This window comes from Paracoccus halophilus (assembly GCF_000763905.1).
GTDB classification, from domain to species: domain Bacteria; phylum Pseudomonadota; class Alphaproteobacteria; order Rhodobacterales; family Rhodobacteraceae; genus Paracoccus; species Paracoccus halophilus.
Genome location: NZ_JRKN01000001.1, coordinates 252,193 through 273,015, shown reverse-complemented (window position 1 = coordinate 273,015; position 20,823 = coordinate 252,193). Strand labels below are relative to the sequence as shown.

Sequence of the window (20,823 nt, the reverse complement as noted above, 5' to 3'; positions counted from 1 at the left end):
GCCTCGGCCTCGATCTTCAGGGTTTCGGGGTTGATCCTGACCAGCTTCGATTCCTTGACCGGCGGGCGGCCGACGGCGCTGGTGACAAAGACGGCGGCGCCGTCCTCGGTCCGGATGACCTGATACAGGCCGCGCGTCACCGGCTCGCTGACCACGTCGAACTTGTCGGCGCCGGAAACCGGGATCTCGGGCGAAATCTTCATCTCGACGACCTGCGCCGCCGCCGGGTTCTCGGCGATGACGACGACCGGCTGCAGGCCGGTTTCGGCCTCGGCGTCGATATCCAGCGTGAAGCTGAAGGCGCCCTTGTCATCGACGGTGATCGGCTCGGCGTTCAATACCTCGTTGCCGCGCATCAGGGTCACGGTCTGGCCGGGGATCATCTCTTCGCCCGAGATTATCGCCTTGCCGCCCTTGTAGATGGGCATGCGGTCGGGTCCCGAAGCCGAGACATCGCCGGCGAAATCCACCAGCGGCTTGGTAAACACGGTGTCGGCCAGGGCCGTACCGGCGCAGGCCATGGCAATGGCCGAAGCGCAAAGCGTCAGCCTGATCCGCGGGAAGGAGATAATCGTCATGCGTCGTTCCTTGTTCTGAACCGCTGCGGGTATGGGCGTCCATACCCGCGACCTCCGAGAGTAGAGACGGATCGGCGCGCCGCGGGCATGGCAGGTCTGTTCGGGAAGCGGGCTGGGAACTGGCTGGCTGGAGGCAGTTAAAAGCACCACGCGCGACCGGGCGCAAGCCCGGAATGACGCGGCGTTCCCCATTCTGGCGCGAAACCCCGGGCAAAGGGCCGGATCGCGGCGATTTCGGACCGCGCCATGACCCCTGCCCCGATGGCGACGCCTGCCGGGTGCGGGCCATGGCGCAACACATGTGCAAAACCGGCGATTTGGCGCTAACATATGAATCCGCGCCGATCCGGGGAGGGAACATGACGTTCCGGATCGCGCCGCGCACCATCCTGCAAACCAAAAAAACCGGGAGGAAGATATCGTGAAGCATTTCCTGAAAGCCGCCGCGACCGCCACGGCCCTGATGATGGCCGGGTCTGCCATGGCGCAAGAGATCATTGTCGTCGCCCATGGTCAGGCCAATGACCCGTTCTGGTCGGTGGTCAAGAACGGCGCCGCCAAGGCCGGCGAGGATACCGGCGCCAATGTCGATTTCCGCTCGCCCGAGACCTTCGACATGGTCCAGATGAGCCAGCTCATCGACGCTGCCGTCAACCAGGAGCCGGACGGGCTGGTGGTTTCGATCCCCGACGCCGATGCGCTCGGCCCCTCGATCCGGCGCGCGGTCGAGGCGGGCATCCCGGTGATCTCGATGAATTCCGGGGGCGATGTGGCGCGCGATCTGGGCGCGCAGCTGCATGTCGGGCAGTCCGAATACGATGCCGGCAAGGCGGCCGGCGCGAAGCTGGCCGAGATGGGCGCGACCAAGGCGATATGCGTCAATCAGGAGGTCGGCAATGTCGCGCTGGATCAGCGTTGCGCCGGCTTTGCCGAGGGCTTCGGCAACCCGGTCGCGGTGATCCCGACGCAGAACGACCCGACCGAGGTGCAATCCAAGGTCCGCGCCGCGCTGGAATCCGATCCCGATGTGAATGCGGTGCTGTCGCTGAATGCCACGCTGGTGGGCGAGCCTTCGGTCGCCGCCGTGCAGGCATTGGGGCGCGACGATGTCAGGATCGCGACCTTTGACATGTCGGCGGGCTTTCTGGAGGCCGTGGCCGAAGGCAAGGCGGCATTCGCCATCGACCAGCAGCAGTTCCTGCAGGGCTATCTGCCGGTCGTCTTTCTGGCGCTGCATGCGCAATACGGGCTGATGCCGGGCGGCGACGTGCCCTCGGGGCCGAACCTGATCACCGGGGACAAGGCCGCGCAGGTGGTCGAGCTGTCCGCGCAGGGCATTCGCTGAACCCTCGGCGGGCGCCCGCAAAGACCGGGCGGCCGCCCCATGACACCGGCGCAGCCGGGTGGAGGAGCCATGACGACGGACCCCGGTATCCCGGCGGATGAGCGGATCAAATCCGAATCCCTCGCCACCCGGCTGATGAAACGCCCCGAACTTGGCGCGATCGGCGGCGTCATTCTGGTCACGATCTTCTTTCTGATCACCGCCGACAGCGCCATGTTCACCCTGTCGGGCATCATGAACTTCATGACCCCGGCCGCGCAGCTGGGCATTCTGGGCATTGCCGCCGCGATGCTGATGATCGGCGGCGAATTCGACCTGTCCATTGGCTCGATGGTCGCCTTTACCGGGCTGATCTTCGGCGTGCTGGTGGTGAATATGGGCCTGCCGCTGATCGTCGCCATCCCGCTGACCCTGCTGGCGGCGGCGGGCATGGGGGCGCTGAACGGCTATGTCGTGATCCGCACCGGCCTGCCCAGCTTCATCGTGACGCTGGCCTTCCTGTTCATCCTGCGCGGTGCCTCTCTGGTGGGTCTCAAGCTGTTCACCGGCGGCTCGACCCAGCTGCGCGGCGTGCGCGACGCGGTCGCGGGCGATTTCCTGACGCCGATCTTTTCCGGCGATGCCTTTGGCGGGCTGTTCCGCTGGCTGGCCGGGCGCGGCATCATCGACAGCTTCAGCTCGGGCGCGCCCAAGGTGCCCGGCATCCCGGTCGAGATCCTGTGGTTCATCGCCATGGCGCTGGTCTGTACCTTCGTGCTGCTGCGCACCCCCGCCGGCAACTGGATCTTCGCCACCGGCGGCGACGACAATGCGGCGGCCAATTCCGGCGTGCCGGTCAGACGGGTCAAGGTCTCGCTCTTCATGCTGACCGCCTGCGCCGCCGCGCTGGTCGCGATCATCACCGTCATCGACGCGGGCTCGACCGATGCCCGGCGCGGCTTCATGAAGGAGTTCGAGGCGATCATCACCGCGGTCATCGGCGGCTGCCTGCTGACCGGCGGCTATGGCTCGGCCATCGGCGCCTTCTTCGGCGCGATCATCTTCGGCATGGTGACCATCGGCCTGACCTATACCGATTTCGATCAGGACTGGTTCCAGGTCTTTCTGGGCGGCATGCTGCTTCTGGCCGTGGTCTTCAACAATGTCATCCGCAAGCGCGTGACGGGAGAGCGTTGAGATGTCCGACCCCATCATCCACATGGAAAACATCAAGAAGCATTTCGGCAATGTCATCGCCCTGAACGGCGTGACCTTCGATGTGCGCGCCGGCGAATGCCACTGCCTGCTGGGCGATAACGGCGCCGGCAAATCCACCTTCATCAAGACCATGTCAGGTGTCCACAAGCCGACCTCGGGCGAGATCTTCTTCGAGGGCCGGCCGCTCAGCTTCGACAGCCCGCGCGAAGCGATGGAGGCCGGCATCGCCACCGTCTTTCAGGATCTGGCGATGATCCCGCTGATGAGCGTGACGCGCAATTTCTTCATGGGCCGCGAACCCAGAAAGGGCGGTTTCATCAAACGCTTCGACCTGGACACCGCCAATTCGGTGACCATGGAGGAAATGCGCAGGATGGGCATCAATCTGCGCGCGCCCGATCAGGCCGTGGGGACCTTGTCGGGCGGCGAACGTCAGACGGTCGCCATCGCGCGGGCGGTCTATTTCGGCGCCAAGGTGCTGATCCTCGACGAGCCGACCTCGGCCCTTGGCGTGCGCCAGACCTCGAACGTGCTCGCGACCATCGACCGGGTGCGCAATCAGGGCGTCGGCGTGGTCTTCATCAGCCACAATGTGCGCCACGCCATGGCGGTGGGCGACCGCTTCACCGTGCTGAACCGCGGCCAGACGCTGGGGACCGCCGTCAGGGGCGAAATCGACGCCGGCGCATTGCAGGACCTGATGGCCGGCGGGCAGGAACTGGCCGAGCTGGAAGGCTCGCTGGGCGGCACCGTCTGAACAGGCCGCGCGACGACCGCTCAGGGCTGCGGGCCGGCGACCGGATAGGTGGCGCGGGACAGGATCTGGCCGTCGACATCGACGGTCAGGCGGCAGGCGAGATTGCCGTGCTGGAAGACCAGCCGCCAGCGGCCCTCATCCTCGTCGATGCCGGTTTCGCAATGCGAGGTGATCGCCCCCTCGCGCATCAGCCGCTGCACATCGGCGGCATCAAGGTCGAATATCCCGGCCAGCAATTCGGCATCGACCACGAAACCGTCACCCTGACGATGCAAGGTCACCTTGCCGCCCGCCAGTAATCATTGGCCGCCGCGACGGTGGCGAAATGCGTCGCCACCACCTGGCTGGCGGCAATCAGCGAATCGGCATTCTCGGCATAGACCGGGCGCAGCCTGTCGCGGGTTTCGGCGTCGGGCTGGGTCAGCTTGACGGCGACACGCGACAGCTTGACGGCCAGGTCAGAGCCTTCGCCCGGGGTTTTCGTGATCAGCGTTGGCAACCATTCGGTCATCTTGTTTCTCCTCTTGCGTGGCTGGGTTCGGCTTCGGAATGAGGATGCGGCAGGAATTGCCGGCGGGGTCGTCGAATTGCCCATGTCGCAGGGCCCAGAAAAACGCGCCAAGCCCGACAAGGCCCATGACGAGCGAGACCGGGATCAGGATCAGCGCGCTCATGCCGGGCCGCCCTCGGGCGCGCCGCGAATGGCGCGAAAGGCGTGCCATGTGCCATGGCCCAGCACCGGAAAGATCACGATCAGCCCCAGAAGCCCGGTCGCCACGGACAGCGCGATGCCGCCCGCCACGATGCCGCCCCAGGCCAGCGCCACAGGCAGGTTCTGCACCGTCATGGAAAAGCTGAGGCCAAGCGCGGTCAGCGAATCGCGCGGCTCGACCAGCAGCATCGGGATCGAGAACAGGCTGAGCGCAAAGGCGAAGGCGGCGAACAGCGCCCCCACCGCGCCGCCGGTCAGGATCAGCCCCCAGCCGCGCGCCGTGGTCAGCACATTGGCCAGCGCGTCACCGGCGCCGGGAAAGGGCGTGATGCCGAAGAACAGCGCATAAAGCAGGTCCGCCGCGCGCAGCCAGAACAGCACCAGCAGCCCCAGCAGCAGCCCGGCATAGGCCAGCTGCCCGCCCGAGGCCGGACGCAGCAGCAGCATCTCGCCCAGCGAGATCGGCTGACCGGCCTCGCGCCGGCGACTTTTCTCGTAAAGCCCGATGGCAAAGAACGGGCCGATGATCAGAAAGCCCGAAATCGCCGGCAGCGCCAGATAAAGCAGCCCCGACAGGTAGAGCAGCGCCAGCACCGCATAGGAGAGCAGCACCACGAACAGACCGTAAGCCAGGCTGGAGGCGGGCGCGGCGCGCAGATCCGCCCAGCCCCGGGCCAGCCAGTCCAGCGCCGCGCGGGGCGGCAATCCGCGCGCGAAAGCGGCGGCGGGACGGGCGGGGGGACGCAATGTGGGAAGGGGTTCTAGCATGGCGTCCTCTCAGCAAGCGGGTCGGGCGGCCATGGCGCTGTCGGACAGCACGCAGGCCGGTTGCGAACGAAAGGCGACGGTAAAGAAATGCGCGTTCGCCAGGATGAAGATGCCGGCCACCAGCAGGGCAGCGGCAATGGCCAGCAGGCGTTGCCTCCGCGGGGTCATTGCGCATCCTCCGCATCGGCCCGCGACAGGCCCGAGACATAAAGCGCGAGCAGGCCGATCTCGGCCTCGGACAGACGGCCTTCCCATGCCGGCATGACGCCGGCGCGGCCGTCGAACAGCGTCCGCATCACCGAGGCCCGGTCCTGACCATAGATCACGGCTTCGTCGATCAGCGATGGCGCGCCGATATCCAGCCCCCCCTCGCCCGCCTCGCCATGACAGGCGGCGCAGTTTTCCACGAACGAGACGCCGGCGGCCGAATCCGGATCGCTGCGGCCGTCAAGCATCCCCGCGACATGGCTTGCCATGGCCGCGCGTTCCTCGCGGCTCATCCAGTTGAAGCTTGGCATTTCCGCGATGCGGGTATCGGGATGCGTGGCATTGATGCCATAGCGCAGCGTCTCGGCGATGGTTTCCGGGTCGCCGCCCCACAGCCAGTAGCCGTCGCTCAGCACCGGAAAGCCGGGGCCGCCATCGCCGGTGGCACCATGGCAGGCGGCGCAATTGTCCTGAAACAGGCGGGCGGCGGCCGGCATGGCCTGCGCCATCAGCGCTTCGTCCCCGGCCAGCGCCGCGTAATCGGCATCGGCGAAACGGGGCAGCCAGTCCTGACGCACCGCGTCCATCTTGCGGAACTGCTCGACCGCAAGCTCGCGCTGATCCAGACCCAGAAGCCCGCGCGTGTAATCGCGCCCCCAGGGAAAGGCCGGCAGCAGCACCCAGGCGATCACCGAATAGACAAAGGTGATCACCAGCGCCCAGATGACGATCCGGGGAAACGGGGTGTTCAGTTCCTTGATGCCGTTCCAGTCATGGCCGGTCGTGTCGTAGCCGGTGACGGGATCGACCTCGGGCGGCTGGTCGCGATGCGCGCTCATGGCCGGTCCTCCGGCCTGGTGTCGGGCAGGATCGAGCGGGCGGCGCGGTCGTGATCGGCCCGGCGCCGGGGATTATAGGTGCGGATGATGACGACCAGAAAGAAGCCCATCATCCAGATCGGGCCAAAGGTCTTGGCGATGAAGACCAGGGTCTCGTAGCTCATTGCGCGCCCTCCTCTGCGGCCATCAGGCGATAGGGCGCGTCGGTCAGCCGGCCCAGCGATTGCAGATAGGCGACCAGCGCATCCATTTCGGTCAGCCGCGCGGGGTCGCCGTCGAAATCGCGCAGGGCGATCTCCTCGCCCCAGCGTTCGATGAACCCCTCGGCCTCGGTGGAATCGGGGCGGCTTTGGGCCAGCGCGTCGGCCGGCGCGGCTGCGATCTGCGCCTCGTCATAGGGGACGCCCAGCCGCGCCAGCGTGGCCAGCCCGTCGCGCAGCAATCCGGTGTCCAGCGGCCGCATCAGCCAGGGATAGGCCGGCATGATCGAGGCCGGCACCACCGCGCGCGGGTCGATCAGATGCGCGACATGCCAGTCGTCGGAATATTTCTCGCCCAGCCGCGCCAGATCGGGGCCGGTCCGCTTGGAGCCCCACAGCATCGGATGGTCATAGGCGCTTTCGGCGGCCAGCGAATAAGGGCCGTAGCGGTCCAGTTCATCGCCCAGGCTGCGCACCATCTGGCTGTGGCAGGCATAGCAGCCCTCGCGGATGAAGATCTCGCGCCCGGCCAGTTCCAGCGGCGTGTTCGGGCGCAGGTCTTCGGGCAGTTGCACGGTCTCGTCGATGCGAAACAGCGGCGCGATCTCGACGATGCCGCCGATCGAGGCGGCGACGATGATCGCCACGACCAGCCCCATCGAGACCTTTTCCAGATTGTAATGCAGCTTCAGCATGGGTCCTTACTCCGCCGGCTGGGGGCTAAGCGGGCGCTCGCTCGTGTCCGGCAGGGCGGGCGCGTCACGGAAGGTGGCGCGGCAGTTCAGCGCGCAGAGGATCGCGCCGGTCAGGAACATGCCGCCGCCGATGGTGCGCAACAGGTAATAGGGGGCCATCGCCTCGACGGTTTCGATGAAACTGTAGGACAGCGCGCCGCCTTCGTCATAGGCGCGCCACATCAGGCCCTGCGTGATGCCGGCGTTCCACATCGAGACGACGTAGATCAGCGTTCCCCCGACAGCCAGCCAGAAATGCCATTCGATGGCGCGCGGCCAGGCCATGGTCTCGCGCCCGGAAAGCTGCGGCACCAGCGTGTAGATGGCGCCAAAGACGATCATCGCCACCCATCCCAGCGTGCCGGAATGGACGTGGCCCACCGTCCAGTCGGTGTAATGGGACAGCGAATTCACCGGCCGGATCGCCAGAAAGGACCCCTCGAATGTGGACAGCCCGTAAAACACCGCCGCCACGAACATGAAGCGCAGCGTGGCGTCGTCGCGGACCTTGTGCCAGGCGCCGTTCAGCGTCGCGATGGCGTTCCCGGCCGAGGCCCAGCTTGGCACCAGCAGCATCACCGAAAATGTCATTCCCAGCGTCTGCACCCAATAGGGGAGCGCCGTGTAATGCAGGTGATGCGAGCCGACCCAGATATAGAAGAACACGATCCCCCAGAAGCTGATGATCGACAGCCGATAAGACCAGATCGGCCGCCCCGAGCGCACCGGCAGGAAATAATACAGCATCCCCAGAAAGCCCGCGGTCAGGAAGAAGGCGACCGCATTATGGCCGTACCACCACTGGATCATCGCGTCCTGAACCCCGGCCCAGACCGGAAAGCTCTCGGCCGTGCCCAGGTTCACCGGCAGGGCGATATTGTTGACGATATGCAGCATCGCCACGACCAGGATAAAGGCCATGTAATACCAGTTGGCGACATAGATATGGGGCTCGTTCCGGCGGGCCAGCGTGCGGATATAAAGCACGAAATAGGTCACCCAGACGACCACCAGCCAGATATCGGCATACCATTCCGCCTCGGCATATTCCTTGGACTGGGTGCTGCCCATCAGATAGCCGCTGGCCGCCCAGAGGCAGAACAGGTTGAACCCGATCAGGATGAACCACGGGCTGACCGAATCGGCCAGCCTGGCCCGCGAGGTGCGCTGCAGCACATGGAACGAGGTGGCGATCAGCGCATTGCCGCCAAAGCCGAAGATCACCCCCGACGTATGCACCGGCCGCAGCCGGCCGAAGCTGGTCCATGGCCATGGCGGCGTGCCCTCGGGCCAGTAGAGCAGCGCCGCCACCCAGACGCCGACACCCATGCCGATCACCGCCCAGATCAGCGTCAGGCCGATGCCGAAACGGGTCGGCGCGTCGTAATAGCGATGCAGCCGGTCGGCGGGCGGCTCGGGCTCGTTCATCGCCCCGGCCAGCGCCACGCTGAGAAACAGCCCCAGGGCCACCGCCATCATGCCATGGGTCGCCATCACGCCCTGCCGCGCGACGGCGGCCATGACCAGCCCGAGCACCGCCAGCCCGATGGACAGGAGCAGGGCCGTCCCGCGCTCCGGCCGGGTAAGTGTTGCGATTGCCTTCATGACGTTCCCTTCCTTCAGGCTGCGACTGTGGGGTGGGTGATATCCGCGAGTGTCGAGCGGTCCAGATCGGCAAGGAATGCCGCCTCGGCCAGCCGCAGCCGGACCTTGAGCCCGCAGCAGCCGTCAAAGGTGCAGGTTCCGCCGCCGGGCCGCAGACATTCGACCAGTTGCGGGCCGCCTTCCAGCAGCCGCACCACGGCGCCCAGCCGGATCTCTTCGGGTGCCTTGGCCAGCACCGCGCCGCCGCCGCCGCCGCGGCGGGTCTGCACCAGACCGCCACGCGCCAGGCGCTGCAATATCTTGGTCAGGTGATTGCGCGACAGGCGCAATCTCGCGGCCATTTCGGCCGTCGAGAGGGCTTGCCCGGGTTGGCTGGCCAGCAACATCAGCATTCGCAACCCGTAATCGGTGAACGAGGTCAGGCGCATGACAGCTTTCGCTATTGAATCGGTATCTATTATACCTATTAATAGTGCTGCCGTGAATACAAGCCGTTTCCGGCCCGCCCGCTGCGACCCGTTGTCGCGATCGCGGGACATGGCGGGCGGATTGACCTTTGCCCCGGAAACGGCCAGAAACCGGCGATAACGCAGCCCAGCCTCGCGCCAGGTCGAACATCCTGACCATTCCAGCGAAAGGCGGCGCCATGCGCGACAAGTTTTCCGTTTCCACCTTGCCTGCGGTCGCCCTTGGGGCGGTGATCGGCACCGCGAGCCCGGCCTTGGCGCAAAGCGACGTGGTGGTGCTGGATGCGATCACGCTGATCGGCACCGGCCTGCCCACCGAGGTGATGCGCAATCCCGCCTCGATCACCATCATCGAAAGCGACAGCATCGAGCGCAGCGCGCCGGTCTCCATCGCCACGCTGCTGCGCGACGTGCCGGGCGTCCAGATATCGGAAGAGGGGATCGAGCGGGTCTCGATCCGGGGCGAGGATGCGCGCCGCGTGGCGATCCTGATCGACGGGCAGAAGCTGACCGACCACACCAATTACGGCCAGCCGATCCTGGTCGATCCGACCATCATCGAGCGGATCGAGGTGGTGCGCGGCTCGGCCTCGGTGGTGTCGGGCAGCCGGGCCATCGGCGGCGTGATCAACATCATCACCAAGCGCGGCGCGGCGCAGCCCTTTGCGCTCAGCACCACCGCCGGCTACATCTCGGCGACCGATGGCTATCGCTATTCGGCGACCGCCTCGGGCACCGTGCAGGCCGGAGCGGGCGCGCTGGATTACCGGCTGAGCTATGGCCGCATGGATCAGGAGAACCGGCAGACCCCGGATGGCGAGCTGGTGCCCTCGGACGTGCAGGACCGCAGCCTTTCGGGACATCTGGGCTATCGCCTGGGACGCCATTATTTCGGGCTCAAGGCGCAGTCCTATGACCTGGCCGCCAATGTCTATGTCGGCCAGCCTGGCTTTGACATCGCGCTGCCGAAACGCGATCTGCGCAAGGTCTCGGGCTTTTACGAAGGGACCGATCTCACCCCCTGGCTGAACCGGCTGTCGGTGGATGTCTACCGCCAGACCATCGACCGTGAATTCGTAAACGATGTCAGTACAATGGCCGGCCCGATGCAGATCGACGTGCAATCCGTCTCGGTCGACGATCAGGAAACCGAGGGCCTGAATCTGCGCGCCGAGATGAGCTTTTCGGCCAATACCCGCACCGTGGCCGGTCTGGAATACGAGGACGACCAGCTGACCACCGACAAGGTCACCCAAACGACGATCACGCCGCCGGGCTTTCCCTCGACCACGCTGCGCTATGACCGGGCCAAGATCCGCACCTTCTCGGTCTTTGCGCAGCACGAGTTTGACCTGAACGAGGAACTCACCGCCACCTTCGGCGCGCGCTGGTACGACGTGGATGCGGATCACGAGGCATCGACCACCGATGGCGCCGGCAATCCGACCTCGTCGAACAGCGACAGCCTGCTGCTGCGATCCGCCGGGCTGGTCTGGACGCCGCGCGCGTCGCTGGCGCTGCGGGCCAATATCTCGGAGGGCTACAGCTATCCGACCCTGTCGCAGCTGTTCCTGACCACCACGGCGGGCGGCGAGGGCACGACCTATGGCAACCCGGATCTGGACCCGGAAACCTCGACCACCTATGAACTGGGCGCGCGCTATGACGCGGATGGCTGGCTGTTGGACGCGACGCTGTTCTATACCAAGGCCGAGGATTACATCGTCTCGGCCCCGTCCGGCCCGCGCATCTTCACCTATGAAAACGTCGATGAGGCGCGCAGCTGGGGGCTGGAAGTCTATGCCGAGCACGAATTCGACAGATGGGGCCTGACGCCCTATATCTCGGCCGCGCTGCTGCGCCGTCAGCTGCGCTATGCCAATGGCTACAACACCTTTGACAGCGGCGCGCCCGAGGCGGCGGGCCGGATCGGCCTGCGCAAGGACTGGCAGATCTCGGATGTCACCGGCACGCTGGACCTGTTCCTGCGCGCCGAAAGCGGCACCGATTACCGCGACGATACCGGCAGCGTGACGAATTCCGCCGGCGGCTACGCCACGATCAACTTGCGCGGCGATGTCGAATTCGTCAATGGCATCCGGCTGGTCGCCGAGCTGAACAACCTGACCGACCGCAGCTATCAGCCCTATGGCCAGATGCCCGGAGCGGAGCGTTCGGTCAACCTGTTCCTGACCAAGAGCTTCTGAGGGGGGCGCCATGCTGAAACCCGCGCTGCTGGTCCTGACCCTGATGGCCGATGGCGGCACCCGCCTGACCCTGAGCGAGGCCGAGACCGCCGAGGATTGCGAGGCCATGCGCGAGGTGGTGACGCAGATCCTGACCGAGGCCGGGCAGCCACCGCTGCTGTCGCGCTGCGGCGCGACAGCGCTGCGGCTGACGCCCTTTGTCCATGGCGTCCCGGCCGAGGCCGAGATCTGGCGCTATCGCGTGGAACTGCCCGAGGGCGGCGGTTTCAGCGTCACGCCGCTGGACAGCGCCGCCGCCTGCGATCCCGCCCCGCAGGCCCGGCCCGCGATCCATTGCGCGCGCTCGGCCCAGAAGGTGCTCGCGGACGGCTAGCCTGCGGATCGGTCGCGCAACCGGCCCCCGCCGGCGCGGCACCGCGCATGATTGTTGAGCGATTCCCGCCAATCACCGGCCGATTTTCACCCTGTCGCACAGCCCGGCTCCGGTTTCGCCGGAATATTCGGACGGGTTTCATGGATGGGCCTCGCCCGATTGGCCGGCAACCCATGCGCATCGGCTTGTCCTTGGCACGCCGCCGGGACATGATCGCCATCCGATGAAAGGATCGCCGATGTCCGAGACCCGCCGCCCCACGCCCAGCCTTGCCGAAGAAACCGCCGAGCGTCTGCGCGCCCGCGTGACCGGCGGCGAGATGCTGCCGGGAGAGCGGCTCTCCGAGGCAAGGCTGGCCGCCGATCTGGAGATTTCGCGCAATACGCTGCGCGAGGTGTTCCGGCTGCTGACGCGCGAGGGGATCCTGCGCCACGAACCCAATCGCGGGGTCTTCGTGGCGACGCCCTCGATGGCCTCGATCCTGGATATCTACCGCGTGCGCCGCCTGATCGAGATCCCGGCGCTGACGCAGGCGTGGCCCGGCCATGCCGCCGTCGCCCGGATGCGCGCGGCGGTTGAGCGCGCAGCGGCGCTGCATGACCGCGGCGACTGGCGCGGCGTCGGCAGCGCCAATATGGAGTTTCATCTGGCCATCGTGGCGCTGACCGACAGCCCGCGCCTGACCGGATTCTTCGCCCAGATCATTGCCGAGCTGCGGCTGGCCTTTGGCCTGCTGGACAGTCCCGAATTGCTGCACCGGCCCTATATCGGCCGCAACGCCGATATCCTCGCCCGGCTGGAAGCGGGTGACCAGACCGGCGCGGCGGAACTGCTGGAGAGCTATCTGCACCAGTCCGAACGCGCCGTGCTCGAGGCCTTTGCCCGGCTGGGATAGCCGCAGACCGGGCAAAGGCGTCGCCGCTGGCGGGGCAATCCTGCCGCAGCCGCGAAAATAGACGGATGGCGCGGGCCATGGCGGCTTGCGCCCCGCCGGCGGGCGCGCCTATCAGCCGCCGGCACCGCCCCGAATCGCGGGCGTCAGGAAACGCGGAATGACACAACCCACCCGGAGCAGACTGCAGCGGATCGGCCAGGCCCTGGGTCCGGCCATCGTCGCCGGCCCCCCGGCCGAGGCCCTGCGCGCCGGCATCGGCGCCCTGGCCGGGCTGGCGGTGACGGGGCTCTTCGTGCTGGCTCCGCTGGCCGACGGGATGCTGGAACTGTACCTGATCGCGCCCTTCGGCGCGACCTCGGTGCTGGTCTTCGCGGTGCCCAACAGCCCGCTGGCGCAGCCATGGTCGGCGGTGATCGGCAATGGCACCGGTGCCGTCATCGGCGTGCTGGCCTGCATGCTGGTTCCCGATCCGATCTGGCGGGTGGCGCTGGCCGTGGGCCTGACCGTCGTCGCGATGATACCCTTGCGGGCCGTGCATCCGCCCGCCGGCGCCGTCGCCATGACCGCCGCCCTGAACCCCGAGGCAATCGCGGATCTGGGCTTCGGCTTTGTCCTGACCCCGGTGCTCGCGGGCACACTGACGCTGGTCGCCATGGCGATGCTCCATGCCCGCGCCACCGGCCGGCGCTATCCCTTTCGCCAGTTCGACGAGCCCGGACCGCATGGCACCGCCGACCCCGCCCCGATCAAGCGGCTGGGCCTGTCCCGCGCCGAGCTGAGCGCGATCCTGCAGCGCTATCGCCAGTCGCTGAACCTTGGGGTCGAGGATCTGGCGCGGCTGATCGGCGCCGCCGAATTGCAGGCCGCGACCCATCGCAGCGGCCCGCTGACCGCCGCCGACATCATGTCGCGCGATCTGGTCTCGGTCGGGCCGGAGACGCGGCTGCGCAAGGTGGCCGAGCTGTTCCGCCAGCATGATTTCACCTCGCTGCCGGTGGTCGAGGACGGCGACCGGTTTCGCGGCATCATCTTCCAGATCCACCTGATCCGGCGCGCGCATGAGGACGCCTTTCGCCATGACCGGCGGCTGATCGCGGCGCTGGCGCGGCTGCTGGACCGGCGCCAGGAACTGCCCACCCGCGCGGCCGAGATCATGCTGACCGATCCGCCCCATGCCGCGCCGGGAACGCCCCTGGGCGCGCTCTTGCCGCTGCTGGCCTCGGGCGGTTGCGACGCGGTGCCGGTCCTCGACGGCGGGCGCATCCTCGGCATCGTGACGCAGACCGACCTGATCGCGGCGCTGGCGCGCGAAAACCTGCGACACGGACCGCCGGCGCGCTAACCAACTGTCGGGATTGACCGCCCGCGCGCATTGACATGCGTCGCGCGGCCAAGGATAGCTGCCCTATCGCCGGACCCGACAGGAGCGTTTCATGACCCGCCCCACCCTTGGCGCCGTGGTGATCGGCCGCAACGAAGGCGACCGGCTCAAGGCGTGTCTGAATTCTCTGGTGCCGCTTTGCGCGCGGGTGGTCTATGTCGATAGCGGCTCGGGCGATGACAGCGTCGCCTTCGCGCGGGGCCTTGGCGTCACGGTGGTCGAACTGGACACCGCCACCCCCTTTACCGCCGCCCGCGCCCGCAATGCCGGCTTTCAGGCCCTGCTTGCGGCGGGCGAGACGGATCTGGTGCAATTCGTCGATGGCGACTGCACGGTTCTGGCCGGCTGGCTGACCGCCGGGACCGAGGCGCTGGCCGCCGATCCCGGGCTGGGCCTGGTCACCGGCTGGCGATCCGAGATCCATCCCATGGCCACGGTCTATAACCAGATGTGCCAGGTCGAGTGGCGTCGCCCCGCCGGGCCGATCACCGCCTGTGGCGGCGACATGATGGTGCGCACCGAAGCATTTCGTCAGGTCGGCGGCTTCAACCCCGGCGTCATCGCGGCCGAGGATGACGAATTCTGCCTGCGGCTGGGCGAGGCGGGCTGGAAGCTGATCCGCCTGCCGGTCGAAATGACCCGCCATGACGCCGCTATGACCCGCTTTGGCCAGTGGTGGCGGCGCGCCAGACGCGCCGGGCACGGGTTTGCGCAACTGAACCGCATGCATCCGCCGCATTTCCGGCGCGAAAAGCTGCGCGTCTGGGTCTATGGGCTGGTCCTGCCGCTGATCTTTCTGCTGGGCCTGTTCACCTGGGCCTGGATTTCCCTTGCCGTTCTGGGGCTTTATGCGCTGTCCTGGTGGAAAACCTGGCGCGGGCTCGCGGGCCAGCCGATGGCCGCGCGGCAGGCCGCGCTGCTGACCCTGGCCAAGCTACCTAACCTTTTAGGAATGTTGACTTACTATCGCCGAGCCCGCAAAGGCGAGGATATGCGTATTATCGAGTATAAATAGGGTATTTCCATGACCTCCGATCTTCGTGTGGGTATTGTCGGCGCGGGCTACATCGCCTCGTGGCACGCGGATGCGATCAGGGCCACGCCCGGCGCGCGGCTGGTTGCCGTCTGCGACCCCGCCGCCGACGCGGCCGAGGCGCTGGCCGGCAGCTATGGCATCGCGGCCTTTACCGACCTTGACCGGATGATCGCGGCCAAGGTCTGCGATGCGGTCCATGTGCTGACGCCGCCGAACCTGCATCGCGACATCGCGGTGAAATGCCTTGAGGCCGGGCTGCATGTCATGGTCGAAAAGCCCGTGGCCCTGTCGCTGGCCGAAATCGACGACATGGCCCGCGCGGCCGATGCCGCCGGCCGCCAGCTTGGCGCCTGCCACAATTTCCTGGGCCTGCCCTCATACGAAAAGCTCAAGGCGCGTAAACAGGCGGGCGATCTGGGGCTGGTCTCATCGGCGCAGATCAACTGGGCGCTGCCGCTGGTGCCGCTGCGATCCGGCCCTTACGGGCTGTGGATGCTGCGCGAGACGAAAAACCTTCTGCTGGAACTGGGCCCGCATCCGTTTTCCATGGCCGTGGACCTGTTCGGCCCGCTGGAGATCGAGCATGTCAGCCTGGGCCAGTGGATCACCCTGCCCGGCGGCGAACAGCGCCCGCAAAGCTGGCGCATCATCGGCCGCGCCGGTCAGGTCGATCTGTCGATCAACCTGTCGCTGGTGGAGACCTTCGACGACCGCTCGGTCAGCCTGCGCGGCTCATCCGCCATGGCGCGGATGGATTTCGCCGCCGATACGCTGGTGGTCACGCGCGACAATACCGCCGATCTGGTGCTGAACCCGCTGATCAAGGAACTGGGCCGCGCCGGCGGCCACCTGCGCGAAGGTCTGCGCAACGCGTTCCGTCAGGCCGCCTCGCTGAACCAGAAAAGCCCCTATGGGCTGAGTTTCCGCACCACCGTCGCCGCGTTTTACGACGGCATCCGCAAGGGACAGCCCGATCCGCGCTTCGCGCCCGCCTCGGCCCGGCTGGTCATGCAGGGGATCGGCGACGCGCTGGAGCGCCTGCCCGCCCTGCCCGCGATCCCCGCCCGCCCGACCGGCACGCCGCGGCCGCGCGTCATGGTGATCGGCGGCACCGGCTTTATCGGCCGCAACCTGACCCGGCGGCTGGTCGAACGCGGCCATGATGTGCGCGTGCTGTCGCGCGGCAGGGGTGGCCCCTTTCCCGACCTTGCCCACCGGGTCGAAACCGTCGGCGTCAGCCTGCGCGACCCCGATGCGCTGCACCGCGCGATGCAGGGCATGGATTGCGTCTATAATCTGGCGAAATCGACCGATAAAAGCTGGGAAGCGGCGCTGGAAAACGATGTCGCCACGACCGAACGCATCGGCCGCGCCGCGCTGCGCGCGGGCGTCGGCCGGCTGGTCCATACCGGCACCATCGCCTCCTACGACATGTCGGACCCTGCCCGCACCATCACCGAGGCCACCGATTTCGGCGATATGGAAAGCCGCAATATTTACGCCCGCTCAAAGGCCGAGGGTGAAAAGCGGCTGCTGGCCATGCAGGCCGAGGGCCTGCCGCTGGTCATCGCACGTCCCGGGATCGTGCTGGGCGATGGCGGGCCGTTGCAGCATTGGGGGATCGGGCGCTGGCACGGCGCCGGCGCGGTGCGGCTGTGGGGGGACGGGCGCAATATCCTGCCCTTCGTGCTGGCCGACGATATCTCGGACGGGCTGATCCTGATGATGAGCCGCCCCGAGGCGATCGGCGAAAGCTTCAACCTGATCGGCGATCCGATGTTCTCGGGACGCGATTATTTCCAGGCGATCCATGACCGGATGGGGGCGAGGCTGCGGGTCAGCGGCTCGAACCTGAGCGCGCTTTGGGCGGTGGACGCGGCGAAACAGGGGCTCAAACGATATGCCCTGCGCAAAAAGGGCGCGGCGCCGGCCTCCAGGGCGGACTGGAAATCGCGCGGGCATCTGTCGCCCTTTGACAACCGCAAGCCCAAGGACCTGCTGGGCTGGACGCCCGAGGCGGATCGCGACGCCTTCTGGCGCCGCGCCATCGACGAGGCGCATCTGTTCTGGTGAGACGCTAAAGGCCGCCCGCCGGCACGCCGGTTTCGGGGATCGAGGTCACCACCTGCCAGACGATTTCCTGCATCCGCCGCGCCAGTTCCGGGCTTGGCGCGGTGGCGGGCGTGCCATCGGCGCGCAGCAATTCATGCGGCAGGCCGACCGGGCTTTTGCCATAGAGCACCGCGTAATGGGTCAGCGCCACCAGATAGATACCCAGATCGTTGGGATGGATGGTGTCCAGCGCGCCCTCGGGCGTGCGACCGAAGAGATCCTCGCGGGTTTTCAGCTCGGCGATGCCGCCCTGCGCCTCGGCCTCGGCGACCAGTTTCGCCATGACCTGCCCGGCGGGGATCAGCCAGACCGGCTTGCCCGCGCCGCGCGCGGCGGGCCATAGCAGATCGGGTTTCCACATGGTTTCCAGATCGGTCGGCAGGCGGTCCAGCCAGTCCTGCGGATCGTCCAGCGGGTGCCATGTCTCATACAGGAAAATCTCGCCCGCGGGATTGCCGGCCGCCGCCTCGGCCGCCCATTTTCCGACATAATCGCGGGTGTCGAAATATTTGATCGCATCGGCCAGCCCGACCATCTCGGTCAGGATGAAATCGTCATATTCGCCGCTGGCCAGTGCCTGATGCGCGTCGCGATATTTCGGCGTGTCGTTTTCCTGCGCGAAGCCGTTGATTTCGACATCGGGTTCGAAATGCGCCTTGAGCGTGGTGCCCCAGCCCAGTTGCAGCGCGTAATCATGACCCGCGACAAGCTGCGCCAGCATCGCCGGCATCTCGCGCCCGACAAGGCTGTGGCCCAGATGATAGACGCGAAGCGGACCCTGCGGCGGGGTACGGCTCTGGCTGTAGTAATCCTGCACATCCTCGCCGTTATCCTTGGCCGGCGCCGCCAGCGGCAGCGCGGCCAGAACGCCCGCGACCAGCGCGCCAAGCCCGGTTCCGGCGCTGCGCAGCCGCGATCCGCGCCGCCCGCGCCAGGTCAGGACCAGCAGAAAGACGGCAAGCGCGGCCAGGGCCAGGGACAGGATCATGGGGTAAGGCAAGGGATGCTCCGTTCCGAGAACCGGGACATTCTAACCCAGACGGGCCCGGGGGCGAAGGCCGGATCGACGCAGCGGCCGATCCGGCTGCGCGATCAGGCCCTGGCCACGCCGTTGCTGCGGTTCCAGCGGATCGAGGCCCAGAGCGAGATCCCGATCAGCGTCGCCCCGCCAAGCCCGGTCACCACCTCGGGGATATGGACCAGGGGCTGCACGAACATGATCACCGACAGCGCGATGATGGCATAGAACGCCCCGTGTTCCAGGAAGCGATAGGCGGTCAGCGTGCCCTTTTCGACCAGCATGATGGTCATCGAGCGCACATACATCGCGCCGATCCCCAACCCGATGGCGATGACGAACAGGTTATGGGTCAGCGCGAAGGCCCCGATCACCCCGTCGAAACTGAAGGACGCATCCAGCACCTCAAGATACAGGAACGCACCCAGCCCGCCCTTGGCGCCGGCCTGCAAGGTCTGCTGGCTGCTGTCCAGAAGCCCGCCCAGCACCTCGACCAGCAGGAATGTCAGCAGTCCCCAGATCGCCGAGCGGAAAAAGACCTCGGATTCGGCAGGATCGAAAAAGCGCGAAAAGATCAGCACGGTGATCAGGGCGATGGCCACCTCGATGCCGCGGATGGTGGCGTATTTCTGCATCCGCCCCTCGAGCCAACGGACCCAGTGCACGTCCTTTTCATGGTCGAAGAAAAAGCTCAGCCCGACCATCATCAGGAAAGTGCCGCCAAAGGCCGCGATGGGCAGATGCGCCTCTTGCATGATGCGCGAATATTCATCGGGCTGGCTGGCGGCCAGAACCATCGCCTGCCAGGGGCCGATATTGGCCGCGATCACCACGATCAGCAGCGGGAACACGATCCGCATGCCGAAAACCGCGATGACGATCCCCCAGGTCAGAAAGCGGTGCTGCCATTTCGGCGTCATGTCCTTGAGCTTGTTGGCGTTCACGATCGCGTTGTCGAAGGACAGCGAGATTTCAAGAACCGCCAGAACCGCGCAGATGAAAAAAACCGAGAGCATGCCCCCGATCGTGCCGGTCGTCTGCCAGCCAAGGGCCGCGCCAAGCACCAGGCCCAGGACCGTGACGATCAGGGCCCATTTGAAATAATGCATCAGCGAAGGCTGGGCGCCACCACCAGCGGCCCCCCCCGGGGGATTGTTTCCGTGCGTCATGCGATAAAAGTCCAGGCGGCTGGTCAAAAGATCGGTGCCGACATCACGAACGTGCCGCCACGTCCGCCAGAGGGGCCCGGACACCAAACTGTATTCACGAATTCGCGAATGGCGGCAAGATGAGGTCAATCATGCCGTTTTGCAAGTCCCCGAGGGCCGGGCCGGAAAAAATTTACCGCCCGAACCCGGCCGAAAACCGCGCCGGCATCCTGCCCGTTGGTCACTGCCATGCCCGCAGGTCATGGCGGCAATGCGCTATGCTGCATTGCAGAAACATTCCATCGGGCCCATGTTTGCGCCATCGGAAATTGATATGCAGACAGGCTACTGACATGAACATCATCCGCTCGGCTCTCCGCGCCCTCCGCGCCGCCGTTTCGGTGGTTTCGGATCTGAAACAGAACAATACCCCGTCCGAGCGCGAGTTGCGCCGTCTGGGGATCTCGAAATCCGATTTCGAGGGCGCCCGCCTGCAATAAACGCAAGCGCGGCGGGCCTTTGCCCGCCGCAGCCCGGCACGGCGCGCCCCCTTACATGCGCCCGCCATTCGTGACAGTCTGCGCTCAGTTGTCATGGACCCCTGAGACCGCATGAGCGCCACGTTTCCCGTACGCATCGCCCGCAGCACCCTTGTCGGAACCGCCCGCGCCCTGCTGAGCCTGCGCGCCATCGACCTGCCGCCGCCGGCCACGGTTCCGCGCATCTTTGTCGCCAATCACGTCAGCCATGCCGATTTCGTGACGCTGTGGTCGGCGCTGCCCAAGCCGCAGCGCCTGCGCACGCGCCCCGTCGCGGGCGCCGATTACTGGCAGGCCTCGCGCCTCAGGGGCTGGATCGCAAACCAGGTCTTCCGCGCCGTGCTGATCGACCGCGACCCGGCCAGACGCAGCGCCGATCCGGTCGAGACCGTGGCCCAGGTGCTGCGCGGCGGCGAGGATGTGATCTTTTTCCCCGAGGGCACGCGCAACCTGACCGACATGGCCCTGCTGCCGCTGAAATCCGGCATTTTCCATCTGGCCCATGCCGCGCCCCGGGCCGAGATCGTCCCGGCATGGATCGTGAACCTGGACCGCATCCTGCCCAAGGGCGCATTCGTGCCGGTGCCGCTGAACTGCGCCGTGCGTTTCGGCGCGCCGCTGCGCCCGCGCGCAGGCGAAACGCGCGACGATTTCCTGCAGCGCCTCGCCGGGGCCATGCTGGCCCTTTCCGGCAGGGAGGGCTGA

General features: G+C 66.7%; 23 protein-coding genes and 1 pseudogene. 11 read left to right on the top strand and 13 right to left on the bottom strand.

All coding sequences use genetic code 11. The annotated features are described in order from the left end of the window. A pseudogene (locus tag IT41_RS01340) lies at nucleotides 1-578 on the bottom strand (ATP-binding protein); the annotation flags it as partial. 421 nt (nucleotides 579-999) lie between these two features. Here IT41_RS01340 and IT41_RS01330 point away from each other — a divergent pair. From IT41_RS01330 to IT41_RS01320, 3 genes are all read left to right on the top strand, one after another. Continuing rightward, complete coding sequence (locus IT41_RS01330; protein ID WP_036738084.1) at nucleotides 1,000-1,923, top strand: sugar ABC transporter substrate-binding protein; 924 nt, start codon at nucleotides 1,000-1,002, stop codon at nucleotides 1,921-1,923. Nucleotides 1,924-1,992: 69 nt separating this feature from the next. Continuing rightward, nucleotides 1,993-3,099 carry an ABC transporter permease gene (locus IT41_RS01325; protein WP_036738082.1) on the top strand — a complete coding sequence of 369 codons (1,107 nt, stop codon included), beginning with the start codon at nucleotides 1,993-1,995 and terminating at the stop codon, nucleotides 3,097-3,099. Between the two features lies 1 nt (nucleotide 3,100). Further along, nucleotides 3,101-3,877 carry an ATP-binding cassette domain-containing protein gene (locus tag IT41_RS01320; RefSeq protein WP_036738080.1) on the top strand — a complete coding sequence of 259 codons (777 nt, stop codon included), beginning with the start codon at nucleotides 3,101-3,103 and terminating at the stop codon, nucleotides 3,875-3,877. Between the two features lie 20 nt (nucleotides 3,878-3,897). Here the strand turns inward: IT41_RS01320 and IT41_RS01315 are convergent, their stop codons facing one another. From IT41_RS01315 to IT41_RS01285, 10 genes are read right to left on the bottom strand one after another with little or no spacing between them, the layout of a single operon-like run. Continuing rightward, the gene (locus IT41_RS01315) at nucleotides 3,898-4,158 is read right to left on the bottom strand and encodes a DUF6522 family protein (protein ID WP_036738078.1); all 261 of its coding nucleotides are present in this window, start codon (nucleotides 4,156-4,158) and stop codon (nucleotides 3,898-3,900) included. After that, nucleotides 4,155-4,388, bottom strand: coding sequence for a hexameric tyrosine-coordinated heme protein (locus IT41_RS01310; protein ID WP_036738076.1), 234 nt, complete (start codon nucleotides 4,386-4,388; stop codon nucleotides 4,155-4,157). Before IT41_RS01310 ends, IT41_RS01315 begins: the two co-directional genes overlap by 4 nt. After that, the gene (gene ccoS, locus IT41_RS21930; protein ID WP_074948006.1) at nucleotides 4,336-4,551 is read right to left on the bottom strand and encodes a cbb3-type cytochrome oxidase assembly protein CcoS; all 216 of its coding nucleotides are present in this window, start codon (nucleotides 4,549-4,551) and stop codon (nucleotides 4,336-4,338) included. The genes IT41_RS01310 and ccoS overlap by 53 nt, the downstream gene beginning before the upstream one ends. Continuing rightward, complete coding sequence (locus IT41_RS01305; RefSeq protein WP_052081220.1) at nucleotides 4,548-5,357, bottom strand: DUF2189 domain-containing protein; 810 nt, start codon at nucleotides 5,355-5,357, stop codon at nucleotides 4,548-4,550. Before IT41_RS01305 ends, ccoS begins: the two co-directional genes overlap by 4 nt. Nucleotides 5,358-5,366: 9 nt before the next feature. After that, a complete protein-coding gene (locus tag IT41_RS21235) occupies nucleotides 5,367-5,525 on the bottom strand; it encodes a hypothetical protein (RefSeq protein WP_175496372.1) in 159 nt (52 codons plus the stop codon). Next, the gene (ccoP, locus tag IT41_RS01300) at nucleotides 5,522-6,403 is read right to left on the bottom strand and encodes a cytochrome-c oxidase, cbb3-type subunit III (RefSeq protein ID WP_036738072.1); all 882 of its coding nucleotides are present in this window, start codon (nucleotides 6,401-6,403) and stop codon (nucleotides 5,522-5,524) included. Before ccoP ends, IT41_RS21235 begins: the two co-directional genes overlap by 4 nt. Further along, the gene (locus IT41_RS19665; protein ID WP_081967419.1) at nucleotides 6,400-6,567 is read right to left on the bottom strand and encodes a cbb3-type cytochrome oxidase subunit 3; all 168 of its coding nucleotides are present in this window, start codon (nucleotides 6,565-6,567) and stop codon (nucleotides 6,400-6,402) included. The genes ccoP and IT41_RS19665 overlap by 4 nt, the downstream gene beginning before the upstream one ends. Further along, complete coding sequence (ccoO, locus tag IT41_RS01295; protein WP_036738069.1) at nucleotides 6,564-7,298, bottom strand: cytochrome-c oxidase, cbb3-type subunit II; 735 nt, start codon at nucleotides 7,296-7,298, stop codon at nucleotides 6,564-6,566. The genes IT41_RS19665 and ccoO overlap by 4 nt, the downstream gene beginning before the upstream one ends. Before the next feature lie 6 nt (nucleotides 7,299-7,304). Further along, nucleotides 7,305-8,942: a cytochrome-c oxidase, cbb3-type subunit I gene (ccoN, locus tag IT41_RS01290; RefSeq protein WP_036738066.1), complete on the bottom strand. Its 1,638-nt coding sequence runs from the start codon at nucleotides 8,940-8,942 to the stop codon at nucleotides 7,305-7,307. 14 nt (nucleotides 8,943-8,956) lie between these two features. Then, nucleotides 8,957-9,370: an RrF2 family transcriptional regulator gene (locus IT41_RS01285; protein WP_036738064.1), complete on the bottom strand. Its 414-nt coding sequence runs from the start codon at nucleotides 9,368-9,370 to the stop codon at nucleotides 8,957-8,959. Nucleotides 9,371-9,588: 218 nt separating this feature from the next. Between IT41_RS01285 and IT41_RS01280 the strand changes: the two genes are divergently transcribed. The 6 genes from IT41_RS01280 (at nucleotide 9,589) to IT41_RS01255 (ending at nucleotide 17,374) form a co-directional block, all read left to right on the top strand. After that, the gene (locus IT41_RS01280; protein WP_036738062.1) at nucleotides 9,589-11,616 is read left to right on the top strand and encodes a TonB-dependent receptor plug domain-containing protein; all 2,028 of its coding nucleotides are present in this window, start codon (nucleotides 9,589-9,591) and stop codon (nucleotides 11,614-11,616) included. 10 nt (nucleotides 11,617-11,626) lie between these two features. Further along, on the top strand, nucleotides 11,627-11,989 hold the full coding sequence (locus IT41_RS01275; protein WP_036738061.1) for a hypothetical protein: 363 nt from the start codon (nucleotides 11,627-11,629) through the stop codon (nucleotides 11,987-11,989). A gap of 238 nt (nucleotides 11,990-12,227) precedes the next feature. Continuing rightward, nucleotides 12,228-12,884, top strand: a complete 657-nt coding sequence (locus IT41_RS01270) for a GntR family transcriptional regulator (protein ID WP_036738191.1) — start codon at nucleotides 12,228-12,230, stop codon at nucleotides 12,882-12,884. Between the two features lie 157 nt (nucleotides 12,885-13,041). Then, nucleotides 13,042-14,226, top strand: coding sequence for an HPP family protein (locus IT41_RS01265; protein WP_036738060.1), 1,185 nt, complete (start codon nucleotides 13,042-13,044; stop codon nucleotides 14,224-14,226). 91 nt (nucleotides 14,227-14,317) lie between these two features. Next, on the top strand, nucleotides 14,318-15,280 hold the full coding sequence (locus IT41_RS01260; protein ID WP_036738058.1) for a glycosyltransferase family 2 protein: 963 nt from the start codon (nucleotides 14,318-14,320) through the stop codon (nucleotides 15,278-15,280). A 9-nt stretch (nucleotides 15,281-15,289) separates the two neighbouring features. Then, nucleotides 15,290-17,374 carry an NAD-dependent epimerase/dehydratase family protein gene (locus tag IT41_RS01255; protein WP_036738056.1) on the top strand — a complete coding sequence of 695 codons (2,085 nt, stop codon included), beginning with the start codon at nucleotides 15,290-15,292 and terminating at the stop codon, nucleotides 17,372-17,374. A 4-nt stretch (nucleotides 17,375-17,378) separates the two neighbouring features. On the opposite strand, the gene IT41_RS01250 is transcribed toward IT41_RS01255, so the two are convergent. Both IT41_RS01250 and IT41_RS01245 read right to left on the bottom strand, forming a co-directional pair. Then, the gene (locus IT41_RS01250) at nucleotides 17,379-18,413 is read right to left on the bottom strand and encodes a hypothetical protein (protein WP_231564666.1); all 1,035 of its coding nucleotides are present in this window, start codon (nucleotides 18,411-18,413) and stop codon (nucleotides 17,379-17,381) included. 92 nt (nucleotides 18,414-18,505) lie between these two features. Continuing rightward, a complete protein-coding gene (locus IT41_RS01245; protein WP_052081221.1) occupies nucleotides 18,506-19,600 on the bottom strand; it encodes a DUF475 domain-containing protein in 1,095 nt (364 codons plus the stop codon). Between the two features lie 332 nt (nucleotides 19,601-19,932). Here IT41_RS01245 and IT41_RS20535 point away from each other — a divergent pair, with 332 nt between their 5' ends. Next, nucleotides 19,933-20,079, top strand: coding sequence for a hypothetical protein (locus IT41_RS20535; RefSeq protein ID WP_156116949.1), 147 nt, complete (start codon nucleotides 19,933-19,935; stop codon nucleotides 20,077-20,079). Between the two features lie 111 nt (nucleotides 20,080-20,190). Next, complete coding sequence (locus tag IT41_RS01240; protein WP_036738052.1) at nucleotides 20,191-20,823, top strand: lysophospholipid acyltransferase family protein; 633 nt, start codon at nucleotides 20,191-20,193, stop codon at nucleotides 20,821-20,823.

Excerpts from the sequence above, each read along its gene's own strand:
- IT41_RS01320 (WP_036738080.1), top strand. The coding sequence starts at position 3,101 with ATGTCCGACCCCATCATCCACATGGAAAACATCAAGAAGCATTTCGGC.
- IT41_RS01260 (WP_036738058.1), top strand. The coding sequence starts at position 14,318 with ATGACCCGCCCCACCCTTGGCGCCGTGGTGATCGGCCGCAACGAAGGC.
- IT41_RS01280 (WP_036738062.1), top strand. The coding sequence starts at position 9,589 with ATGCGCGACAAGTTTTCCGTTTCCACCTTGCCTGCGGTCGCCCTTGGG.
- ccoP (WP_036738072.1), bottom strand. The coding sequence starts at position 6,403 with ATGAGCGCGCATCGCGACCAGCCGCCCGAGGTCGATCCCGTCACCGGC.
- IT41_RS19665 (WP_081967419.1), bottom strand. The coding sequence starts at position 6,567 with ATGAGCTACGAGACCCTGGTCTTCATCGCCAAGACCTTTGGCCCGATC.
- ccoO (WP_036738069.1), bottom strand. The coding sequence starts at position 7,298 with ATGCTGAAGCTGCATTACAATCTGGAAAAGGTCTCGATGGGGCTGGTC.
- IT41_RS01270 (WP_036738191.1), top strand. The coding sequence starts at position 12,228 with ATGTCCGAGACCCGCCGCCCCACGCCCAGCCTTGCCGAAGAAACCGCC.
- IT41_RS21235 (WP_175496372.1), bottom strand. The coding sequence starts at position 5,525 with ATGACCCCGCGGAGGCAACGCCTGCTGGCCATTGCCGCTGCCCTGCTG.
- IT41_RS01265 (WP_036738060.1), top strand. The coding sequence starts at position 13,042 with ATGACACAACCCACCCGGAGCAGACTGCAGCGGATCGGCCAGGCCCTG.
- IT41_RS01255 (WP_036738056.1), top strand. The coding sequence starts at position 15,290 with ATGACCTCCGATCTTCGTGTGGGTATTGTCGGCGCGGGCTACATCGCC.
- ccoN (WP_036738066.1), bottom strand. The coding sequence starts at position 8,942 with ATGAAGGCAATCGCAACACTTACCCGGCCGGAGCGCGGGACGGCCCTG.
- IT41_RS01275 (WP_036738061.1), top strand. The coding sequence starts at position 11,627 with ATGCTGAAACCCGCGCTGCTGGTCCTGACCCTGATGGCCGATGGCGGC.
- IT41_RS01240 (WP_036738052.1), top strand. The coding sequence starts at position 20,191 with ATGAGCGCCACGTTTCCCGTACGCATCGCCCGCAGCACCCTTGTCGGA.
- ccoS (WP_074948006.1), bottom strand. The coding sequence starts at position 4,551 with ATGAGCGCGCTGATCCTGATCCCGGTCTCGCTCGTCATGGGCCTTGTC.
- IT41_RS01245 (WP_052081221.1), bottom strand. The coding sequence starts at position 19,600 with ATGACGCACGGAAACAATCCCCCGGGGGGGGCCGCTGGTGGTGGCGCC.
- IT41_RS20535 (WP_156116949.1), top strand. The coding sequence starts at position 19,933 with ATGAACATCATCCGCTCGGCTCTCCGCGCCCTCCGCGCCGCCGTTTCG.
- IT41_RS01285 (WP_036738064.1), bottom strand. The coding sequence starts at position 9,370 with ATGCGCCTGACCTCGTTCACCGATTACGGGTTGCGAATGCTGATGTTG.
- IT41_RS01310 (WP_036738076.1), bottom strand. The coding sequence starts at position 4,388 with ATGACCGAATGGTTGCCAACGCTGATCACGAAAACCCCGGGCGAAGGC.
- IT41_RS01325 (WP_036738082.1), top strand. The coding sequence starts at position 1,993 with ATGACGACGGACCCCGGTATCCCGGCGGATGAGCGGATCAAATCCGAA.
- IT41_RS01305 (WP_052081220.1), bottom strand. The coding sequence starts at position 5,357 with ATGCTAGAACCCCTTCCCACATTGCGTCCCCCCGCCCGTCCCGCCGCC.